At 41.9% G+C, this 22,328-nt stretch carries 23 protein-coding genes; 7 read left to right on the top strand and 16 right to left on the bottom strand.

Annotated features, from left to right (window positions below):
* Positions 1–59: 59 nt before the first annotated feature.
* The 8 genes from AC2SLM_RS06590 to mrdA all read right to left on the bottom strand — a co-directional run bounded on the left by AC2SLM_RS06590 (position 60) and on the right by mrdA (position 7,552).
* Positions 60–674 (bottom strand): glutathione S-transferase N-terminal domain-containing protein, encoded by a 615-nt coding sequence (locus tag AC2SLM_RS06590; protein ID WP_486543161.1) that lies wholly within the window; start codon positions 672–674, stop codon positions 60–62.
* Positions 675–919: 245 nt separating this feature from the next.
* A complete protein-coding gene (locus AC2SLM_RS06585; protein WP_486552733.1) occupies positions 920–1,639 on the bottom strand; it encodes a cytochrome c1 in 720 nt (239 codons plus the stop codon).
* Entirely contained in the window at positions 1,639–2,844 is a 1,206-nt protein-coding gene (locus AC2SLM_RS06580) for a cytochrome b (RefSeq protein ID WP_486543241.1), read from the bottom strand. The genes AC2SLM_RS06585 and AC2SLM_RS06580 overlap by 1 nt, the downstream gene beginning before the upstream one ends.
* Positions 2,845–2,867: 23 nt before the next feature.
* Positions 2,868–3,452 carry a ubiquinol-cytochrome c reductase iron-sulfur subunit gene (gene petA, locus AC2SLM_RS06575; protein WP_486543157.1) on the bottom strand — a complete coding sequence of 195 codons (585 nt, stop codon included), beginning with the start codon at positions 3,450–3,452 and terminating at the stop codon, positions 2,868–2,870.
* A gap of 323 nt (positions 3,453–3,775) precedes the next feature.
* Positions 3,776–4,162 (bottom strand): 30S ribosomal protein S9, encoded by a 387-nt coding sequence (gene rpsI / locus AC2SLM_RS06570; protein WP_007393902.1) that lies wholly within the window; start codon positions 4,160–4,162, stop codon positions 3,776–3,778.
* A 21-nt stretch (positions 4,163–4,183) separates the two neighbouring features.
* Positions 4,184–4,612 (bottom strand): 50S ribosomal protein L13, encoded by a 429-nt coding sequence (gene rplM / locus AC2SLM_RS06565; protein WP_486543155.1) that lies wholly within the window; start codon positions 4,610–4,612, stop codon positions 4,184–4,186.
* Between the two features lie 196 nt (positions 4,613–4,808).
* Positions 4,809–5,525, bottom strand: coding sequence for a 16S rRNA (guanine(966)-N(2))-methyltransferase RsmD (gene rsmD, locus AC2SLM_RS06560; protein WP_486552731.1), 717 nt, complete (start codon positions 5,523–5,525; stop codon positions 4,809–4,811).
* Positions 5,526–5,548: 23 nt separating this feature from the next.
* Positions 5,549–7,552: a penicillin-binding protein 2 gene (gene mrdA, locus AC2SLM_RS06555; RefSeq protein WP_486552729.1), complete on the bottom strand. Its 2,004-nt coding sequence runs from the start codon at positions 7,550–7,552 to the stop codon at positions 5,549–5,551.
* 494 nt (positions 7,553–8,046) lie between these two features.
* On the opposite strand from mrdA, the gene AC2SLM_RS06550 reads away from it, so the two are divergent.
* From AC2SLM_RS06550 to adk, 6 genes are all read left to right on the top strand, one after another.
* Positions 8,047–9,378 carry a DUF445 domain-containing protein gene (locus AC2SLM_RS06550; protein WP_486543149.1) on the top strand — a complete coding sequence of 444 codons (1,332 nt, stop codon included), beginning with the start codon at positions 8,047–8,049 and terminating at the stop codon, positions 9,376–9,378.
* Between the two features lie 279 nt (positions 9,379–9,657).
* On the top strand, positions 9,658–11,604 hold the full coding sequence (locus tag AC2SLM_RS06545) for a heme lyase CcmF/NrfE family subunit (RefSeq protein ID WP_486552727.1): 1,947 nt from the start codon (positions 9,658–9,660) through the stop codon (positions 11,602–11,604).
* Positions 11,605–11,719: 115 nt separating this feature from the next.
* Positions 11,720–12,340, top strand: coding sequence for a DsbE family thiol:disulfide interchange protein (locus AC2SLM_RS06540; RefSeq protein WP_486552725.1), 621 nt, complete (start codon positions 11,720–11,722; stop codon positions 12,338–12,340).
* Between the two features lie 101 nt (positions 12,341–12,441).
* Entirely contained in the window at positions 12,442–12,978 is a 537-nt protein-coding gene (locus tag AC2SLM_RS06535; protein ID WP_486552784.1) for a cytochrome c-type biogenesis protein, read from the top strand.
* A gap of 146 nt (positions 12,979–13,124) precedes the next feature.
* Positions 13,125–14,534 carry a c-type cytochrome biogenesis protein CcmI gene (gene ccmI, locus AC2SLM_RS06530; protein ID WP_486552724.1) on the top strand — a complete coding sequence of 470 codons (1,410 nt, stop codon included), beginning with the start codon at positions 13,125–13,127 and terminating at the stop codon, positions 14,532–14,534.
* Between the two features lie 345 nt (positions 14,535–14,879).
* Positions 14,880–15,533 carry an adenylate kinase gene (gene adk / locus AC2SLM_RS06525; RefSeq protein WP_486543237.1) on the top strand — a complete coding sequence of 218 codons (654 nt, stop codon included), beginning with the start codon at positions 14,880–14,882 and terminating at the stop codon, positions 15,531–15,533.
* 122 nt (positions 15,534–15,655) lie between these two features.
* Here adk and secB read toward each other — a convergent pair whose 3' ends face one another.
* From secB to rsgA, 4 genes are all read right to left on the bottom strand, one after another.
* Positions 15,656–16,120, bottom strand: coding sequence for a protein-export chaperone SecB (gene secB, locus AC2SLM_RS06520; RefSeq protein WP_486543235.1), 465 nt, complete (start codon positions 16,118–16,120; stop codon positions 15,656–15,658).
* Between the two features lie 184 nt (positions 16,121–16,304).
* On the bottom strand, positions 16,305–16,568 hold the full coding sequence (grxC, locus tag AC2SLM_RS06515) for a glutaredoxin 3 (RefSeq protein ID WP_486552722.1): 264 nt from the start codon (positions 16,566–16,568) through the stop codon (positions 16,305–16,307).
* A 139-nt stretch (positions 16,569–16,707) separates the two neighbouring features.
* The gene (locus AC2SLM_RS06510) at positions 16,708–17,136 is read right to left on the bottom strand and encodes a rhodanese-like domain-containing protein (protein WP_486543233.1); all 429 of its coding nucleotides are present in this window, start codon (positions 17,134–17,136) and stop codon (positions 16,708–16,710) included.
* Between the two features lie 145 nt (positions 17,137–17,281).
* Positions 17,282–18,445, bottom strand: a complete 1,164-nt coding sequence (rsgA, locus tag AC2SLM_RS06505; protein ID WP_486552720.1) for a ribosome small subunit-dependent GTPase A — start codon at positions 18,443–18,445, stop codon at positions 17,282–17,284.
* A 305-nt stretch (positions 18,446–18,750) separates the two neighbouring features.
* Between rsgA and orn the strand changes: the two genes are divergently transcribed.
* The gene (gene orn, locus AC2SLM_RS06500) at positions 18,751–19,338 is read left to right on the top strand and encodes an oligoribonuclease (RefSeq protein WP_486543137.1); all 588 of its coding nucleotides are present in this window, start codon (positions 18,751–18,753) and stop codon (positions 19,336–19,338) included.
* A gap of 163 nt (positions 19,339–19,501) precedes the next feature.
* On the opposite strand, the gene AC2SLM_RS06495 is transcribed toward orn, so the two are convergent.
* The 4 genes from AC2SLM_RS06495 to AC2SLM_RS06480 form a co-directional block, all read right to left on the bottom strand.
* Entirely contained in the window at positions 19,502–20,359 is an 858-nt protein-coding gene (locus AC2SLM_RS06495; RefSeq protein ID WP_486552719.1) for a UDP-2,3-diacylglucosamine diphosphatase, read from the bottom strand.
* A gap of 37 nt (positions 20,360–20,396) precedes the next feature.
* Positions 20,397–20,909 (bottom strand): peptidylprolyl isomerase, encoded by a 513-nt coding sequence (locus AC2SLM_RS06490; RefSeq protein WP_486552782.1) that lies wholly within the window; start codon positions 20,907–20,909, stop codon positions 20,397–20,399.
* A 526-nt stretch (positions 20,910–21,435) separates the two neighbouring features.
* Positions 21,436–21,792, bottom strand: coding sequence for a hypothetical protein (locus AC2SLM_RS06485; RefSeq protein ID WP_486543133.1), 357 nt, complete (start codon positions 21,790–21,792; stop codon positions 21,436–21,438).
* Positions 21,793–21,857: 65 nt separating this feature from the next.
* Positions 21,858–22,214, bottom strand: a complete 357-nt coding sequence (locus AC2SLM_RS06480; protein WP_486552718.1) for an ArsR/SmtB family transcription factor — start codon at positions 22,212–22,214, stop codon at positions 21,858–21,860.
* Positions 22,215–22,328 lie beyond the last annotated feature (114 nt).

Genomic DNA, 22,328 nt, shown 5'->3' with positions numbered 1-22,328 from the left:
GGGAATGCTTGAAAACTATAGATTAAATATCGTGCTGAATGCTAGGGACTGAATAAGGATTAGTCCAAAGTTTTAATAAAGCTTTCACGCTCAAATATACGCTTTTGATAATCCATTAATGGACGTGTTAAGTGAGTAGGCAACTCGATACCCATCTCATCCAAGCGGTATAACATGGTGCCTAATAATACATCACACCAACCGAATTCGTCAGACATAAAGTAAGTTGATTGTCCAAAAACAGGGGAGAGCGTAACAAGCGCATCACTTAATTTACGGTGTGCTATTGTTGCTTGCTCAGGATTAATACTGTCTTTATGAGTCAGTAATATTCTGCCAAGTTTAAGCCAATCATTCTGAATGCGCCATGCCAATTGCCGTTGAACCGCTTTTAGTTTTGGTGTGTCAGGCAGCAGTTTATGACCATGATATCTTTCTTCCAAATATTCAAAGATAACATTTAATTCATAAAGGCTTAGGTCGCGATGCGTCAATACCGGTAGGGTGTTATACGGATTTAATTGACGTAAATCTTCAGGGCGCTCACTATCAAGGAGCGATAAATAGTATTTCAGCTGTTTTTCAGCCAACAAAAACCGGATAACATGGCTATCGTAGCCATCATCGGCATACAACACAAGCTGGCTATCAGGAATGTCTTTAGGATCAATCATACACGACATAGGGCAATAAGTAGACTAGCATCGTAACGAAACTGGGGGCGTTAATCAATAGCATAATACTTAACAGTACTATTATAAACCGCTTTAAAAACAGTGTGAGAGGATTAATAGATGATAAAGCCATCATAGACTAAAAATGTGCCAGATAGGCAATAATCAGCCAAAAAAAAGAGATGATAGTTAATATCATCTCTTTTTTAGTATTTGGCTTACTATTTATTGATAGGTAGAAGCGCTTATTTAACGTCTTTCCAGAATTCTTTGTTTAATAAGTATACTGGAATTAATAGTACCAATAAGAACAAGATAACAAAGAAGCCATAACGTTGGCGGTCTTCACGAACTGGCTCGGCCATCCAAGCCATAAAGTTCACTAAGTCGCCCACACGGCTACGATACTCTTCTTCACCCAACTCATTTTGCAAGTTAAGTAAAACGTGAGGCATTGCAGCGTTTTTAAGTACTAAGTTGTTAGCACCCCAAGGGCGGCTAGGGTCTTCATAGAAGCTTAATAGGTAAGTGTAAACCCAGTCATCACCACGTAAACGAGTTTCTAAAGATAAGTCAGGTGGCGGAGCACCGAACCAACCCGCTTGAATCTCAGGGTCAATACCGTTATTAATGTGATCACCAATTTGGTCGGAGGTGACCAATAAGTACTTCTCAACCAATTCAGGTGGAATCTCTAAGTCCTGAGCAATACGTGAATGACGTACGTATTTAGCAGTATGACACCCAGCACAGTAGTTCATAAACATGGTCGCGCCACGTTGTAATGACCCCTTATTACCAAAATCAATAGGGGCAGTACTACAAGCTAGATGCTCTTCCACACCTTCTGCATTTGTAAATGTACCACAACCATGTCCACCTGCTGCTTGAGCTGAGGTGGTGGCTGCAAGTGCCATAGCAACACCAAAGCCAAATCCGGTCAATGATTTAGTTAAAGCACTCATTAGTGACCTCCAGTAACGCGTTCAGGTGGCTGCTTACAAGTCTCAATTGATGTATAAATTGGCATCAATAGGAAATATAAGAAGTACAAGATAGTAAAGACACGGCCCATGATTGTATTAACTGGAGTAGCAGGTGCCACACCTAAATAACCCAATACCAAGAAGCTAACCACGAAGATACCTAAAGCAATTTTAGATAAGATACCTTTGTAACGAATAGACTTCACAGGTGAACGGTCTAACCAAGGCAATAAGAACAACATGGCAATCGCACCGCCCATAGCAATAACACCACCTAACTTATCAGGTACCGCACGTAAGATTGCGTAGAATGGTGTGTAGTACCAAACTGGTGCAATGTGTTCTGGTGTTTTCAGTGAGTTAGCCACTTCAAAGTTTGGTTTTTCTAAGAAGAAACCACCGCCTTCTGGGAAGAAGAATACCACAGCAAAGAAGATGATAAAGAATACCACGATACCAACCATGTCATGCACAGTGTAGTAAGGATGGAATGGAACACCGTCTAAAGGTACGCCATTTTTATCTTTAAGCTTCTTAATATCAACGCCATCAGGGTTATTTGAACCAACATGGTGTAGGGCCACTAAGTGAATAAATACTAAGCCAACTAATACCAGTGGAATTGCCACAACGTGAAGAGCGAAGAAACGGTTTAGGGTAATACCAGAGATTAGATAGTCACCACGAACCCATTCAGCAAGGCCGTCACCAATAACAGGAATAGCCGCAGGTAAGTTAAGAATAACCTGAGCACCCCAGAATGACATGTTACCCCAAGGAAGTAGGTAGCCGAAGAAGCCTTCTGCCATTAGACATAGGTAGATACCCATACCAATCAACCAGATAAGCTCACGAGGCTTCTTATACGAACCATAGAGCATACCGCGGAACATATGGAGGTAGACCACTACGAAGAAAGCAGAGGCACCGGTAGAATGCATATAACGAATCAACCAGCCGCCTTTGACATCACGCATGATGTATTCAACAGAGGCGAATGCGCCTTCAGCACTTGGGTTAAACATCATCGTTAGCCAAATACCAGTTACTAGCTGGTTGACTAATACGATCATCGACAAAACACCAAAAAAGTACCAAAAGTTAAAGTTCTTTGGCGCGTAGTACTTTGACATATGATATTCATATGTCTCAGTTGCAGGGAAGCGGGCATCAACCCAATTCATCATTTTTTTACCAAAGCTCATGATTATGCCTCCCCGACAGTTAAGATAGAACCATCAACACTGTATTCTGGTACTGCTAGGTTAAGCGGAGCAGGTACACCACTGTATACACGGCCAGCTAAGTCATATTTTGAACCATGGCAGGGACAGAAGAATCCACCAAACCAACTATTACCACCTAAATCAGCAGCACCTACTTCTGGACGATAGTTAGGCGCACACCCTAAATGGGTACACACACCTTCTACCACTAGCACAGTAGGCTCACGTGAGCGGGTTGGATTTTTGGCATATTCAGGTTGCACTGAAGCTTCAGAGTTTGGATCACTTAGTTGAGGGACTACCTTTTCTAAGTTTGCGATCATCTCTTCAGTACGCTTAACGACAAATATTGGCTTACCGCGATATTTAACAACAATCATTTGGCCATCTTCGATAGCACTAATGTCTTGTGTTACGGCAGCACCTGCAGCTTCGGCCTTCGCACTTGGATACCAAGAACGTACGAATGGTGTGGCCACCGAAGCAACCCCTACTGCGCCTATAGCGGCAGTCGAAGCGATCAGAACTCTACGGCGTTTTATGTTGACGCCTTCGGCATGGCTCATTAAAAACTTCCTCCAGATAAAAGTCATGAAACGACGTGACCTAGTATATAAGTCATTCGCGATGTTTCATACTGGTATGTAGTACCCAATCAAATATTATGTAACCTGACTATGACTTTCAATCCGTTGTGATTCCGTCGAGTCATATATCTATAATAATAGCTATTGGGTTACATTGGCTTTGCCTAATATTACTAATTGTGTCTATTCTAAGCTATTTTAGTACTAAAATAAATTCTCATCTGTAAAAATAAAAAAACCCTTGAGTCAACAAGGGTTTTTTTGAATCAAATAAGCAAAGTAAACTCTGCCTATAAAATAAATTAACGCTTAGAGAATTGTGGACGTTTACGCGCTTTGCGTAGACCCAATTTCTTACGTTCAACTTGACGAGAGTCACGAGTAACGAAGCCAGCTTCTTTAAGAGCAGGTTTCAATGTTTCGTCTGACTCGATCAACGCGCGAGTGATACCATGACGGATAGCACCGGCTTGACCATTGATACCACCACCTTTAACGGTAGCGTAGATATCATAGGTTTCAGCTGAGTCAAGTAATTCTAGTGGTTGACGAACAACCATGCGTGAAGTTTCACGACCAAAGTATTCATCAAGTGGCTTGCCGTTTACAACGATATTACCAGTACCTTTAGATAAAAAGACACGGGCAGTTGACGTTTTACGACGACCAGTTCCGTAATTGCGTTCCATAACTTACTCCTGATTATGCGATTAAAGGTCTAGTTCTTGAGGCTGCTGGGCGGCATGCGGATGCTCAGTACCAGCATATAGCTTCAACTTCTTGATGGTAGCATAACCAAGAGGACCTTTAGGTAACATACCTTTTACGGCTTTCAAAAGGACTTCTTCTGGCTTATGAGCGATTAACTTAGTGAAGTTAGTCTCTTTAATGCCGCCAGGATAACCACTGTGACGATAGTATTTTTTGTCTTGGGCTTTCTTACCAGTTACAGCAATCTTGTCTGCATTGATTACAACGATATAATCGCCAGTATCAACATGCGGAGTGAAAGATGGCTTATGCTTACCGCGAAGACGGGCAGCAATTTGAGTGGCAAGACGACCTAAAGTTTTACCTTCAGCGTCTACGATATACCAGTCGTGAGTAACCTCAGCGGGTTTTGCACTTTGTGTTTTCATGATTAAACCTTAAGTTGTCGAGTGGGGCAGTTGTCAAGATAGATAATGACATCCTACCTCACCTTTGTTGAGAGTGTTAGGGGAAACGGGGCTCTCAAAAAACAGACGCACATTGTATGCATTACACAGTAAAAAAGCAACCAATGAATGTAAATACGGGCGTTTATTTCGCTCTTTATTTGTATTGGCTGTGTTTTTAGAGCGTTATTTGAATTAAGTTGGCATAAATTTGACCGATTCTGGTGCTTTTAAGTACCTGATAGTCTTGTTTTAACTCAGATAAAGTCTCTGCCAATTCACGTCGGTCTTCTATATAAAAGAGGGTTTCTGCCGTGACCTTTTTATTCTCAATTAAGCTATTTAATAAAGGTACCCATAGATTCAAATTATAAGGCGGATCAACAAAGACAAAATGATAAGGGGCTAAATCGTTAGTTTTTTGGGTAGAGTCAACCCCTTCTATAGAGTTTTGTACTGTAGAGGTGTGCAGGGTGGGAATAACCGCTAGTGCATCACCGATATGCAAGTCTACTTGTGAATCAGACAATTTGAGTTTTTCTGCCGTTTGCGCAATCAGGTAAGCTTGTTTAGGTTGCAGATCTATAAGGGTCACATGATTGGCACCACGAGACAGGGCTTCGAAACCCAAGACACCGCTACCGGCGCAAAGGTCTAGTACATTGGCATCATGTAACTCAAACTGTAGCCAATTAAATAAGGTCTCACGCAGGCGGTCCGGGCTAGGACGTAAGCCATCGGCATCAATAAAAGGGACTAATTGACGTTTAAACTGGCCACCAATGATACGCACTTCACCGGTTATCTGCGCGCGCGATGATTTTGCTAACTGACGTTTGTTTAATCTACCAGATTTTGGATTTTGCTCGTTTGGGGCACGACGCTTAGAACTCATGGCACTCATACCTTATGATCACTTTATTCTGTAGCAGCAGCCGGTTCTGCTGTCTCCGATGCTCCTGCTGCTTGTTGTTCTTTCTCTAACGCCTCGTGCTTTTCTTTGGCTTCGCGCTCTGCTTCTAATTGTGCCTTTGCTATGGCCTTTTGCGCTCTGATCTCTTCTAACTCTTCTGGGGTAGGTGGTAGAATCGGATTATTCGGGCGCTGTAATACCCAGTAATCAAAAAGAGCACGTCCAATTGGCGCTGCTGTAGTACTACCGCCGCCGCCGTTTTCAACGAGAATAGCAAGGGCAATACTTGGCTCATCAACCGGCGCAAATCCAGTAAACCAGGCATGGTCCCAGTGGCGTTTATCAAGAGCAGATTTGTTATAGCTTTGACCCTGCGCAATGGATTTCACCTGCGCCGTACCGGTTTTACCGGCAATGCGGTAGCGCGGCGTATAAATACGGCGCGCTGTACCACGTTTAACGGTTTGCTCCATTGCGTTTTGCATTTTCAGCCAATCTGCTTGAGTTCCGTTAAACTCAATTTTACCAGTTGGCCTATCAATAGGATGCACCTCTGCTGCGCCATCTGAGCGCTTGAGCATATGTGGGGTCAGCTTCTGACCTAAGTTAGCAGTCATCGCCGTCGCATTTGCTACCTGCAGCGGTGTGGCTAGAAAATATCCCTGACCGATACTCACTGAAATGGTCTCACCGGGTAGCCACTCTTTGTCGTAGGTATCTTTTTTCCATTTTGGTGAGGGCATGATTCCCGACTTCTCATTAGGTAAATCAATACCGGTGTCGCTACCAAAGCCGAACTTCACCATCCAATCATGCAAACGCTGAATACCTAATTTATAAGATAGCTTATAATAATAGGTATCCACCGACATCACGATAGACTTAGTCAAATCGACCGTACCATGACCGCCTTTTTTCCAATCTCGGAAACGGTGGCTGTCACCAGGCAAGGTAAAGTAGCCGGGGTCATAAATCGTATCATTCCAGCTCATGATGCCGTAATGAATCCCTGCTAAGCCTTCAAATGGCTTGACGGTAGAGGCGGGAGGGTACATGCCTTGTAGCGCTCGGTTATATAACGGCTGATCGGGATCATCACGTAATGTGGCGTAATCTTTAAACGAGATACCCGAAATAAAAGGGTTAGGGTCAAAGCTTGGATTACTCACAAAGGCAAGCACATCGCCATTTTGCGGATCAATAGCCACAATAGCGCCACGGCGACCGTTCAGTTGCTCTTGAGCGACTTTTTGCAAGCCATAATCTAAACTTAGATAAATATCATTACCTGGCGTTGGCGGGGTGCTCTCTAACTTACGTAGCACATCGCCGTGCACATTGGTCTCGACCGCTTGATAGCCAGGTTTACCTAACAATAAGTCTTCGTAGTATTTTTCGATACCAATCTTACCAATCAAGTCAGTACCGGCGTAACGGTCTTTATCAATCTCTTTTGATTCTTTGTCATTAATACGCCCCACATAACCAATAACGTGCGCAAATAGCTCGTCGTAAGGGTAGTGACGAGTCAGTTTACTTTGAATACTAACCCCTTTTAAAAAAGGCTTACGCTCACTAAACTGTGCCATCTGTTCTTCGGTCAGATCGATTTTAACGGTTACAGGGTCGTTTTTACTTTTATCAACGCGCGCTAAGATATCGGTAATATCTTCTTCGGTTAAGTCAAAAATAGGTGCCAACAACTGCAAAGTACGTTCAGGGTTTTTGACTTCATCTGGGCTAAGCATGGCGGTAAATACTGGCTTATTGTCTGCCAGAATGTAGCCATTTCTATCATAGATATAACCGCGAGACGGCGCATCTGATATTAGCTTGATTCTATTATTATCAGCTTGGGTGGCGTATTTTTCGTACGAAAATACTTGCAGATACCAATAGCGGGCCAATAGCACGCCTAAGCCTAAGAATATAAATAAGGCAGCAAATAGGATACGGTGGACGAATATCCGATTTTCTTGGCGGATATCTGGTGATATGGGTAGTTTCATTAAATTTATATACTTAGCAGGCTAATAAAGGGTAGGAGTAGGGCGTAAAGCCAAGTGAGCCAATAGCCGTCTATTATATCATATTGAAATTAGTGAATCTCAGTAGGATGTGGGCTATCTGTTAGATTGTTTGACCAAGGTAAGCGCCTCTATTTAAGTCGCTATTTATTCTAAATGCTAATTCTAAAAATAGCCGATATGAATCAAAAAATCATGGTGACATCTATGCATACCACTAAGTTATTCACTAAATATATGATATTTAAAGAGAAAGTAAAGACGAATGAGTGAGCGACTTAAATGAGGTAAATTGATTAGAAAGATTACGTAAAAAATTAAGCTATTGCAGAAGCTGTCATTAAAAGGCTATTATCAAGTCTGAAGTAGCAAACGTTACTGTATTAACTAAATCAGGAGCGAGTGTGTTAGAATTTAGCACTCGAAAATTATAGTGACTAGGTTAGTTTACCTAAAGTATAAGTGATATTCCCAACATGTTTTCCTCTATTTGGCAAGTTATCAGCACGCATCCTGAATTTTTAGCGATGTTAACTATTCCGTTTGTGACCGCTTTCGTAACTTGGGTCCATGTGTGGATGGCATTAAAAATGCTTTTTTACCCCATTAAATTCTGGGGTATTAAAATTCCAAATTTACCTTATGGCTGGCAAGGGATTGGCTGGCAAGGTATCGTACCAGCAAAGGCAGGCAAGATTTCAGGCGTCATTGTTGACCAAACTCTCTCTAAGCTTGGGTCGTTGGATGAGTTTTTTAAAGCCATGGAACCCGAGGAGATGGCAGATTTCATTACCAAGACCGTTGATGCAAATTTGGATCAGCTGATTGATGAGATAATGAATGAGCGTTCAGCGTCCTTGTGGAGTAATATGCCTTACGCCATGAAGCGCCGTATCTATGCCTATGCTCATGAGCAATTGCCGGGTATCATGCGCGAGTTGGTTGTTGATTTAACGCATAATGTTGAAGATTTGGTCGATATGCGCCAGATGATTGTGCGTACGATGGAAAATGATCGCCGTCTAATGGTGAATATGTTTCTCAAAGTTGGTCAAAAAGAGATTAACTTTATTTGGCACATCAGTGCTTTGATTGGCTTTATCTTTGGTATTGTGCAGATGTTTATCTATTTGCTAGTACCGCAGCATTGGACAGTGCCTTTCTTTGCCGCAGTTTGGGGTTTCTTGACCAATTGGATTGCCATTTGGATGGTGTTTAACCCTGTTGATCCAAAGCCAATCAAGTACCTCAAGCTGTTTAAACGTGTGAAAGGCTTTCCATTTATTGTGCCGGTACTGCCGCAAATTGATACGTATCAGTGGCAAGGCGGCTTTATGAAACGTCAGCCAGAGGTGTCAGAAGTGTTCGCTGGTATCGTGGTAAAAGATTTGGTCACGATTGAAAACATCATGAATGAGATGATGTATGGTCAGCGCGCGGCAAAAACCCGTAATCTAATGAAGAGTCATTTATATGGCCTTTTAGAAGCGCCGGTGGTGAATACAACATTAAGAGTTGGGCTAGGGCGCCGTGAATTTGGTCAGCTCAAAAATACCATTCTTGATAAATCTATTGATGCGACCATGATTCCGATTCGTGATCCTGAGCTTAACGAGAGCCGCGCCAATAAGATTTTCGGCTTATTTAGTGAGCGCATTAAGGCGTTATCGTCACGCGAATTCCAAAATTTATTACGACCTGCGTTTAGAGAAGATGAAACCACTTTGATTATTTTAGGCGGGGTAACTGGCTTCTTAGCGGGTTGGCTACATCTAATCTTGGTATTCTTCCCAGTAAGCGGTGGATAACGGTAACAACAGTAATATAGAAAGATATAAACAAAGCCACTTTTATTATAAGTGGCTTTGTTTATGAAAGGACTATAGGTCAGCTAAATAGAGTTTAAAGATTGCTTGAGAACATTCGTATCAAGATGACTGTTTGGTGATTTTTGATGTGTTTCTTGGATAGACATTCAGTACAATTAGCGTCATTATTAGTAGCCGAATTTTATATTTAGTGAGTATTCATGCACCTATTTTATCGATTAAAATAGGTCACAGTGTAGTAGTTTAGGGCGAGCGGATATGGTAATAACTGAGCTAGGATATTTTGCGTTAGTAGCAGCAATGGTATTGTCCTTATTGCAAGTGGTACTGCCAACTTTTGGTATTGTCAGAAATCAGACCCATTTGCAGCGTTTGGCTCCAAGCTTGGCCTGGGCGCAATTTGCCGCTGCCCTTGTATCATTTTTGACCTTGATGGCAGGCTTTTATTATAACGACTTTAGCTTGGTCTACGTGGCTCAGCACTCTAACTCGTTATTACCTTGGTATTACAAGGTCTCTGCTACTTGGGGTGGTCATGAAGGCTCGCTATTATTATGGGTAACCATCTTAGCCGCTTGGTCCGCTATGGTGGCTTGGTTTAGCCGCGGCTTACCGCTGAATATGCGTGCTCGCGTTTTGGTTATTCTAGCCGCTGTTCAGTTTATGATGCTGGCCATGCTCATCTTTACCTCATCTCCTTTTGACCGCACGTTACCCAACATTCCTGTTGATGGTGCTGATTTAAATCCACTACTACAAGACCCTGGTTTGATTTTTCACCCACCCATGCTTTATATGGGCTACGTGGGCATGTCTGTACCTTTCGCATTTTGTATGGCAGCGTTATGGGCAGGTCGTTTGGATGCCGTCTGGACACGTTGGTCGCGTCCTTGGGCGTTGGCTGCGTGGTGCTTTTTGACGTTAGGTATTGCGCTGGGATCATGGTGGGCGTATTACGAGCTTGGCTGGGGCGGTTGGTGGTTCTGGGACCCTGTCGAGAATGCCTCATTAATGCCATGGCTTGCGTGTACGGCCTTGATTCACTCGCTTGCAGTAACCGAAAAACGAGGTGTATTTAAAGCATGGACAATTATGCTTGCCATCTTTGCGTTTGCCCTGAGTTTATTAGGTACTTTCTTAGTACGCTCCGGGGTTATTACCTCTGTTCACTCATTCGCCGCTGACCCGACCCGTGGTTTAGCTATTCTAGCGATTCTCGGTATTGTGATTGGTGCAGGCTTATTAGCCTTTGCTATACGCGGCTGGAGACTGACGGTTGAGAGTCATTACGATCTCAAATCTCGTGAGACGTTACTGGTTATTAACAACATTATTATTCTAGTAGCAACCTTAGTGGTGTTACTTGGTACGCTATATCCAATCATTGCCGACTCGTTCAACCTTGGTCAGGTATCGGTTGGCCCTCCGTACTTCAACGCGTTATTTGTACCATTAACGTGGCTATTATTATTAACCTTGGGTATGGGTTCTAATATCCGCTGGAAACGTGAAAAGCGTCCTTTATTAGGCGTTGCGACTGGCATCTTTGCGAGCAGCTTATTGCTCGCCGGTATTGCCACTTATCTACTGACCCAAAGCATGAACCTGCAGATTATTATCACTGGCGTATTATGTTTTTGGGTATTGAGCTGGATTATCTTTGATATTAAAGACAAGACTCGTAACGCCCCAAGTCTTATGCAAGGTCTAAAGCGCTTGAAGCTACATTACTGGGGTATGCATATTGCGCATACTGGTATGCTAATTCTTGCATTAGGTATTGGTGTAACCAGCGCGCTGAGCGTAGAAAAAGATGTGGCGATGACGGTTGGCGATACTGTAGAAGTTAGAGGTTATCATTTTACCTTAACTGCCTTTGATGAAGTGCGTGCTCAAAACTATGACGCCACGCAAGCTGAGATTAAAGTTGAGAAAAACGATAATTATATCACCACGCTATATCCACAAAAACGCAACTATGTGGTCAGCATGATGCCAATGACAGAAGCAGGTATTAACACCACTTTGATGCGTGACGTCTATGTAGCGCTTGGTGAGCCGATTAATGATAATGATCCTAATGGTAATTGGGCAGTTCGGATTTACGTGAAGCCTATGATTGCGTGGTTGTGGCTAGGTGCAATCATCATGGCACTGGGCGGCATTATTAGTATATTAGATCGCCGTTATCGTTTAAAAAAGTAGTAAGCATCAATCAAAGAGCAAGCGGGTATCTTTGAAATTCAAGAGATGCTTTGTTTACTGAGGTTTGGGTATTTGACCAAATGTACTAGATTTTCTATGAGCATGAGGAAGTAAGATGTCTGATCCGGTTATGAATAAGTCGCAAATTAAGCTTTGGTTTTTGGTTCCTCTTATTGTGTTCGTGGGTTTGATTGTTATGCTGTTCTTCAAGCTTGGCAAGCCTACAGATGTAGTGATTGATAACGCTTTGAATAGACCGGTGCCGACTTTCGATTTGCCTTTATTAGCGGACACTTCACAAAATATGTCTAATAGTGATATGCCAGACAGTCCTTACTTGCTTAATGTGTGGGGTTCATGGTGCCCAACGTGTATTGTAGAGCATCCCTTTTTGATGGAGCTGCATGACCGCGGCGTGCCTATGGTCGGTGTGAACTACAAAGATGAGTTAGAGAATGCAACTGAGTATTTACAAAATGGTGGCGACCCTTTCTTATTTAGTTTCCGTGATTATTCGGGCAGCTTTGCTATTGATTTGGGATTAACCGGTGCACCTGAAACGTTTATTGTGGACAGTCGAGGCAATATTCGTCAGCATATCGTCGGAGAAGTAAACGAGCAGAATTGGCAGGCTCGAATTCAACCTTGTATGGATTTATTAAACGAGCTTGAACAGCAAACAGCCAATCTAGATACTCCTGAGATGACTGCAAATATTGCTGAGGTATGTAAATGACACACAATAATAATAGCCTAAGCGTTTTCGATAAAAATGCGTTAAGCTCTAAGCATTCAATATTGATTACTGCAAAAAACAAACTGTTACCATTATTTAGAATGTTGGCATTAATTTTGTCTATCTGCAGTGTCAGTGGCTTAGCGAATGCCGCTATTGAGGTTTATGAATTTGACAATCCGCGTCAAGAAGCTCAGTACAAAGGGCTGATCGAAGAGTTTCGGTGCCCAAAATGTCAAAACCAAAACTTGGCAGGTTCAGACTCTCAAATTGCTCAAGACTTAAAGCGTAAGACGTACGAGATGGTCATGGCCGGTCAGACAGATGCTCAGATACGTGAGTATATGTACGAGCGTTATGGCGACTTTATCAGCTACAAACCGCCTGTACGTCCATCAACTTGGATTCTTTGGTATTTTCCACCTGTATTCCTAATTTTGGTTGTTGGTTGGTGGATATTACGCTCAAAAAGAGCCAAATTTAATCAGCCCGCAGCTGCTTCTACGCGTGCCTCACAAGCTGAAGTGGATACGTTAGAGTCCGACTTATCTAGCGAAGAAGCTGAAAAATTAGAAGCACTGTTAAATAAGCATACTAGTAGTAAGAAGTCACCTTATCATAAAGATGAGAACCTCTAATTATCTTGTTTAACTAATTATCTTGTTTAAAAAGAAGCTTAGTTTTTATCGTTAATACTATGAATGATAAAAAGGCTAACCAACACAGCAATTATCCTGCTGTCGCTACTCTGCTGTTTATAGCTCAACTTGTAAGGAGTTAAATCATGCCAACGTTAGTGATTTTTGTCGCGCTGGCAGTCATATTGGCAATTTTATTGGCTGTTATTGTTTTGATGCCTTGGTTGAGAGCTGACAAATCGGCTCAAAACGATCAGCTAATCGCCCTCAATGTTGAGGTATTTAAAGAGCGCCTAGAAGAGCTTAGAAATGACTATTCAAAAGGTCAGATGAGCGAAGAGTCTTTTAGAACTCAAAAAACAGAGTTAGAGCGCCAGTTAATTTTGGCCAGTGACGATAAGAATGTTGAGATACAAGACGAGGGTGCTGCCAACAGCGATACAACAAATAGTGCTCTAGCAAAAGCCAAACAAGAGTATCAATTTACGCATAGCGCAAAAGCGCGCTTAACGATTCTAATTTGTGTGCCTATTCTTATCGTATTAGCGTACTTCTTATCGGTAGATCGCTCGCCGGTGGTTAATCTGTGGGAAGCACAGGACAAAGTCGGTCAGGTCGCAGATGACTTGCTTACGGGTAAGATCGATGCGCCACCTGAATGGGCGGCAGAGGATAGTATTGGCCTATTGGGTACTATTCAAACCAATGTGCATCACCATGCGCACGATGCCATGCGCTGGATGCGTTTGTCAGACATTTTCTTAGCGTTCGAAGCTAATGAGCAGGCGATGGAAGCACAAGCGCGTGCCTATCGTTTGCAGCCAGAAGATGAGGCAATTGCGGTTCGCTATGCGCAGACTGAATTCTTTACCAATGGCGGTATGCTAGGTTCGGATGGCCGACGTGCGCTACAAAAAGTATTGCAAAAAAATCCCAATCACCAAGGCGCTCAGATGCTTATGGCAATGGGTGAAGCGCGTGCCGGTAACTTTGATCAAGCACAAGCTTGGATTGATAAGCTGCGTGCGGGTATCTCTGCAAGAGACGGCGACCATAGCGAAGCCTTACAAAGTCTAGATACATTGAGTGCCAATATAGCTGCACAAAAAGCAGAAGCATTGAATGAGCATACACAGGCTCAAAGTGCAAATGCTAATAATCAGTCAGCAGCTGCAAATAAGGTCATGGTAAGCGTGACATTAAACAGCAGTTTGCATGCTTTGGTTGAGCCTACTGATATCTTATACGTTACTGTTAGAGAGTCGAGCGGCGGTGCACCATTAGCAGTCAAACGTATGCCGGCAAGTGACTTGGCTAAAGCCGTGAATGGCTTTAAGACGGAATTAAGCGATGATGATGCGATGATGCCAACGCACACCTTAACTAAAGCGATGAATGAAGGCGCTGAGCTTGTAGTGACGGCACGAGTGAGTAAGTCAGGTCAGGCAATCACTGAATCAGGTGATTTAAGCGCAGAGCCCATCGTATTAAATTATACAGATAGTAATACTAGTAACCTTGCGGTGTCTATCGAAATTAATCAGCAAGTGCCTTAAGTCGGGTACTATAAAATGATTTATTTAAAATAATTACAGCCTGAATTAAGACACACTTTTTAGATGAGGCTTTATTTAGGATGTCAATATATTGCCGTTATTGGTTAATGTTATTTTGACTCATAAGTTTTCGTTATAGCGGTATTTATAATTAAAATAGCTTGAGCTTTTTTTCATCACAATGTAAGGTAATTGTGTTTTAAATGCGACATAAATGACAATAAAAGCGTCCATAGTTAGATACCTAGTAGCAACACCAAATATTTAGGGCTTTGTGGTTATTGACGCTTAAATTTATAAGATGATATTTGCTCATCTCCACCAAATAAGAGGATTACGACTATGATGCGTATTATATTACTAGGACCACCTGGGGCAGGTAAGGGCACACAAGCGCAGTTTATCTCTAAAGAATATGATATTCCGCAAATCTCAACAGGCGATATGTTGCGAGCGGCTATCAAAGAGGGTACTGAGCTGGGCCAAAAAGCTGAAAGCATCATGAAGTCAGGTGGACTTGTATCTGATGATTTAATCATCAATCTAGTGAAAGAGCGTATCGCTAAACCTGATTGTGCTAATGGTTGCATTTTTGATGGCTTCCCGCGTACTATTCCTCAAGCGGAAGCGTTAGTTGATGCAGGTGTTGCTATTGATCATGTGGTAGAAATTAGCGTACCAGATGACGAGATTGTGGCACGTTTATCAGGCCGTCGTCAGCATCCAGGTTCTGGCCGTGTATATCATGTTAAATACAATCCACCTAAGCAAGAAGGCTTAGATGACGTGACTGGTGAACCACTTGTGCAGCGTGATGATGATAAAGAAGAGACCATCCGTGACCGCCTAGCGACTTATCATAAGCAGACATCTACTTTAGTTGGTTTCTATCAGCAAAAAGCCAAAGAAGACGCTGATGCACCTAAGTATCATCAGTTTGACGGTACTAAAGATATTGAAGTAGTTAAAGAAAACATCTTAAGCGCGCTAAAGGGTTAATGTTAATTATTAACTGGCTAATATAATTATTAGCGCTATAAAGAAAAAGCCCCCTAATTATTAATTAGGGGGCTTTTTTATATTAGATGAAGTCATCTGTCATCTATTAAACATCTAATAGATTAAGCGTTACCTTGAGCAGCTGCTTGTTGTTGCTGAGCTTGCTGCTGGCTTTGAGCATAAGCTTGGTCAAAGTTTACTGGGGCTAGCAATAACTGTGGGAAGCTACCACGAGTCACAATGTCGCTAATTACTTCACGTGCATATGGGAATAAAACGTTCGGGCAATAAGCACCTAAGATTTGACCGATTTGGTCTTCTGGAATGTCTTTTAATAAGAAAATGCCGCCTTGATGTACCTCAGCGATAAAGGCTGGTGCGCCTGCGTTTTCAGCAGTAACCGTCACAGTTAATACTACCTGATAATGATCTTCATCAAGTTTTTCTGCATTGGTTGCAAGATTAATATCAAGCTCTGGTTGCCACTCTTTAGTGAATACGTCAGCGCCTGGTACTTCAAGTGACATATCTTTAACATAGATGCGCTCTAGAGCAAGTTGTGGCTGGGCTTGTTGTTCGGCCATGATAATTATCCTTAATTAAAAAAGTAAAGTTAGAATATCTCGTTAAATCCGCCTAGTAAAATTGACGGTACTATTTAATAGTTTGGTAAATAGAGTCATGAGATACGTAGCGATATTTTATTATCTATTACTATATAGAGCAGTAGATAGCTGCCCATAAAATACTTATAGGCTAATGTTTAACGAATTAAGCGTTAACCATTTCATCAAGCTTACCATCCTGATTAAGCTTGTTTAACTCATCAAAACCACCGATAAAGGTCTCACCGATAAAGATTTGTGGAACGGTTCTGTAGTTATTGGTCTTTTTCATTAAGTCCATACGCTCATCAGAGCTGATATCGTGCATGCCGATTTCTTTAAACTCAATGCTTTTAGATTTCAAAAGCTGTTTTGCGTTTGAGCAATATGGGCAAATAGGCGTGGTGTAGACGGTTACAGGTGTTGTCATGATGAACCCTTTTATTTATATATAAATTTAGAGAGTGTATTGGTTTATATTGATTCAACCAAATACGGTATATTTAACGTAAATTAATTTTGATCAATAGCGCTAATAATAATGGTAAATATAATCATACTAAAAGCTATTAACGGGTTTTAGCTTGGCCGTTAACAGTTTTACCTTTTTTAGAGGCCGCACCAACCAGTGGCATACCTGCTGCTTGCCAACCACCGATACCACCGTCTAGGCGATATACATTAGGTTTACCAATCATTTGCACCGCAGCACCAGCTTGAATACCCATGTCGCAAACAATCACAACAGGCGCTTCAATGGCTTGGATTTCAGACAAACGATCTTTTAGCTGAGTAAATGGAATGTTACGGCTGCCTTGAATATAACCAGTTTCAAACTTTTTCTTAGCGCGTATATCAATTATTTGTGCGTTTTGCGAGTTTACAAGGGTACCCAAGGTATTTGGCGATACTTTCTTGCCGCTGCGTTTATTTTCTACAGTAAAGAACAAAACGATAAGGACGGCTAGGGTACCAAATAAAAATGGGTGGTGACCCATGAACTCAAGCCAACGATCTAGTGACAAAACACTTCTCCAGTAAAAATTTTTATGGCAATTATTATAACGTGATAAGGCTAGGAATGCATTACCTAGCCTTCCTTTTTAGGCGATGTACTGCCATTGTTCTGCTATATAGGGATACTTAATAAGTGGGGGTGTCTGCTTCTGCTTGCAAGGTCACCAAACTTTCAACGCGGCGCTGCAATACTTTACCTTCCGCGACCGCTGCCCAAAGCGCACAACCTTTGCTGTTTTGGGTATGTTTACAGTCTCTGAACTGGCAATCTCCGGCAAGGGGGTCAAGCTCTACAAAGCCTGCAATAATGTCATCAGGCGTTAGATGCCAAATACCATATTCACGAATACCTGGCGTATCGACGATGCCACCTTGGGTCAAATCACTTGGGTCAAATGGCAATAGGCGACTGGTAGTAGTGGTGTGTTGCCCCAGTTTGGAGTTTGTAGAGATAATATTGACGCTTTGCTCAGAGTTTGGCAGTAAGGCGTTGACCAAGGTACTTTTGCCCACACCTGATTGACCGGCAAAAATAACCAGCTTGTCTTTAATTTTCTGTTGTAACTCGCCAAGACCGACTGACTTTTGAGTATCCTCTGCCGCAACAGTATCAGACTCTGATGCTTGTTGCTCCGTCTCAGCGTCTGCTTTTTGTAAGATATTTTCAGGACAAGGTGCTGCGGTTAGTACGGTCTCATAACCAAGCGCTTGATACTCTTTAAGCAAATCTTGAGTAAAAGCGTAGTTCTCTAGAGACAGTAAATCGGCCTTGTTAAGCACCAGTAGCGGAGTGACATCGGCGTGATGGCACACCACAAGATAGCGGTCAATGAGGTTTGGTGCAGCAGCAGGCAAGGGGGCAAATACAATGGCCAAAATATCGATATTGGCAGCAACCGGCTTGAGTTTATGATAGCGGTCTGGGCGTGAAATAAGTGAGGTTCTAGGCTGTACCGACTCAATACGACCAAAGCCTGTATTGGGATCTGCCATCCAGCGTACGTTATCACCGGTTGCTAACATCGGCAGGTTGGTGCGCACATGGCAACGCCAAATATCGCCTAACTCAATTTCTTGCCAAAAAGGCTCTGGATCACCGTCAGCAACTTCGGGCTGCTCGGGAATGATTGCAGGCAATGAGGTCACTTGAACCTCAAGCTGTTTGCCATAATGCGCCATGACGACACCATCCATTAGGCTGCCATCAATGGATTCTTGTTGCTGCGCTTGCTGTTTATCAATGCGTCTTAACTGTTGTTTGGTGAGCTTACGTTGTCGTATTAAAGCCATAAAAGCGATTTACCTATTTTTGATTTATCTGTTTTGTTTAAAAGATTTGAATGATTAAAAAGTGGTCGGATTTATTAATATATGCCTTAGTATGCACAAATTAACGTACCAATCGAGTTATTTATTCAGGGTAACTGGGTTAAATTTGTTAATATAGAGCCATTATTCAAATAGTGATTCATTATAAAGTTAATTTTAGTCATCACTGTATTCTTGCCGTATTTCTATAAAAGGCTTTCGTATAGGTGTCTGATTAGACGGATTCCTATCATATTATTATTTCATGTTTTAGTTTAGGAAAAATTATGAGTAAGACCGATCATCCCAATAAAATTAGAATTAGAAATCAAGGCAAAAAAGGCTTGGTCTGGATAGATCTAGAAATGACGGGTCTCGATACCATGACAGATGAGATTATCGAAATTGCCACTATTGTGACAGATGATGATTTGAATGTCTTGGCTGAAGGCCCTGTACTGGCGATTAAAGTATCGGATCAAAAGCTGAACGGTATGGATGATTGGAATACCAAGCAGCATGGCCAATCGGGCTTAATTGATAGAGTACGTAGAAGCTCAGTGACATTAGAAGAAGCAGAGCGTCAGACTATTGAGTTTTTAAGCAAATGGGTAGATGAAGGCAAATCACCGATGTGTGGCAATTCTATTTGCCAAGACCGCCGATTCTTAGCACGCCAAATGCCAAATTTAGAGCGTTTCTTCCATTACCGTAATCTTGATGTGTCATCTATCAAAGAGCTTTGCTATCGCTGGCGCCCTGATATATTAAAAGGCGTCGAGAAAACAGGCAGTCATCTTGCTATGGATGACATTCGCGACTCAATCCGAGAGCTTAAGCACTACCGTCAGCATTTCTTCAAATTATTGGATTAATCTGCCAAGATACTTTTTTTACTCATATCTAAAAATGGATATGGATAGATAAATGGGTAAGCAGATAACAACAGCTAAGTGGTTATACTTTGAAAGTATAGCCGTTTGGCTTTTTTTGATTGATTCTTGCGTGAATGATGTGACTAATGGGTGTTAGCGAAGGCTAAACCACAAACTTAGTTAATTGAAACTGCTCTTCGCTTTGTTCTGACACGGACGTTATTGCAATGACTGCTTCTACTTGCTGCTTAGAGCTGCCTGCATGAAGCACACGCCAATCGCCTAATACGTAACGTATCTTTGGAACAGTGAGATTAGCAATCAGATGCTGGGCAGGGCGGTGGGTATGACCATGTAATAGGTGGTCAGAATCCTTCACTGCTTTTCTAACGGCCTTGTCATTCACATCCATAATATCAAGTGACTTAGTTTGTTTGCCTTGTCTGCTTTTCTGACGAATTTTATGTGCAAGCTCAACACGTTTAGCGAGAGGCTTTCTTAATAATATCCATTGTACCAGAGGGTTTCGTATTAACTTGCGAAAGCGTTGATAAGCTTTATCATCGGTACATAAGGCATCGCCATGCTCTAAGCGATAAACCTTGTCGCCAATGGTAATATAATACGGCTCTGCGATAAGCTTGCCATAAAAGGTATCACAAAAGGCCTGACCAATTAAAAAGTCACGATTGCCATGCATCACAAAGGTTTTGCAGCCATTTCTATGCAAGTGGCTTAAGCCTTTAATAAGCGGCGTCAACCAGTGCTGAGTTTTGGCTTCATCTGATAGTGCTAAATAGGCATCATCGCCAATCCAAGCATCAAACCAGTCACCTAATATATATAGTTCAGTCAGATTAGGCAGCGCAATCAGGTCATTTAGTAACGCCAAAAAAGCCTGCACTAAGGCAGGCTCATCAGCAGATAAATGTAAGTCACTGATGACCACTCGGCGAATATCATGCGGCCGAGTGGTGATTAAGTGACTGTACTTTGCTAGCTGTTTGGTATTATCTGACATATTAGATGGTTTAGTAGGTCAAAATAGACCCGCTAAATTACTCGCTAATTATGGTAGCAGAGTTAATAACCACAGGCTCTTTAGGTACATCAGCATGCATACCGAAACGGCCTGTTGGAACGCCTTCAATTTTCTTAACCACGTCCATACCACTCGTTACTTTACCAAATACAGTATAGCCCCAGCCTTGCATGTTTTTGCCAGAGTGGTTTAGGAAGTCGTTGTCTTTTACGTTAATAAAGAACTGGCTAGTCGCTGAATGTGGATCTTGTGTACGTGCCATAGCAATCGTACCTTCGTCGTTTTTAAGGCCGTTGTCTGCTTCGTTTTCGATAGGAGCATTGGTCTCTTTTTCATTCATTTCAGCGTCCATACCGCCGCCCTGAATCATAAAGTTTGGAATAACACGGTGAAAGATAGTGCCGTTATAATGACCGGCTTTTACGTATGAAACGAAGTTGTCTACGGTCTTAGGTGCTGCTTCTGAGTTTAACTCAATAACGATGTCGCCCATTGAGGTGTCTAATTGTACTACTGGCATATCACTCATTTGTGTTTCCTTAGTTTTTACTGTTGTTTCGGAGTTTGTGGTTAGGGTCGTGTTCGCACAGCCCATTAAAAATACTGGCATCATTAAAGTGCTAAAGCCAAATGCTTTTATTGCTTGCATGGAAAATCCTTACTGGGTTACTGCTCATTTATAGTTTAGTAAACGTACAAACAGCCCCTTTGTGTTTTATATGAAAACAGTCTTTATATGGGGACAGTGGCGTATTTTAAAACACTTCATTTGATAAAGGTGTTTTAACGCATCTTAAATAAATAGCCACGTGTTTCAGAAGCTAAGAATTACCATATAAAGTAAAGCGTGAAAAATTAAAGGCTAGTCTAACGTCTTTTTTTGATATTGTCATCTGTTGCGCTGTGAGACAACCACTAATTATAATTATCTCTGATGCATATAGCGCTTCTTATAATTGCTAATAAAAAAACCCATGTTGCTATACGGCATAGCAACATGGGTTATTACTCACGCTAGATGTACGCAAATTGTGACATCTTTAGATAAGTGGCAACTAAGATAGAACCGTTACAGGGCCATGGTTGTCACAATGGTCGCCATGTGGATGATGCAAATGACCATCAACAATATAGCAAATATGATCACCATGAGGAACTGCCTCATGTCCACAGTTTGGACCGTGAACGTGATCAGCGTCGTGTCCACTGCAATGGTGGTCCGGCGTACAGGCGTTAGGGTTTGTATCGCTAACCTCTAAACGATGTTCATCAACGTGTTCACCGTGTGGATGATGTAGATGGCCATCATGTACATAACAAACGTGGTCGTCATGCTGAATAGCAATATGTCCACAGTTTTTACCGTGTTGATGGTCATGGTTTTGATGCTGAGGGTGGTTACATGTATTCATAATGACTCCTTAATGCTCGAAAATCTGAAGGTAAAAGGTAAATCACGTGACTAACAAACCAGTCGCTATAAATGGTTGGCGTGAGCAATCAAGTTATCAAGTAGATGACGCACATGATCATCTTGCAAGCTATAATAAATATGCTGTGCCTCTCGGCGTTTATTGACTAGACCCGCTTCATGCAATTGCTTTAAGCGATTAGACAAGGTGGACATCTTGTCGCCTGTAATCTCTGCAATCTCACTGACACAGACTTCACCAGTATCCTTTAATAGGAGAACCATCTGTAACCGCTGGGAGTCTGCCAGTGCTTTTAACATAGTTGTGACTTGTTTGTGTTGAGCTTCACTGAGCTCAACCGTCGAAAGCTTAGAGTATGGATGGTCATCGCTATGGCAAGTCGGTATTTGGTCAATCGTCATACAAGCACAGTATCTTATAGTGAATGTGATTACTTTATAAAGTTCATTATTTCATGAATTTATGAAATAGTAAATATTTGGATTCAAAAATAGATTGAAATATAAAGATTAATA

The organism is Psychrobacter sp. CX16 (assembly GCF_057396245.1).
The sequence above is the reverse complement of the archived record's forward strand: the minus strand, read 5'-3'. Positions and strand labels throughout refer to the sequence as shown.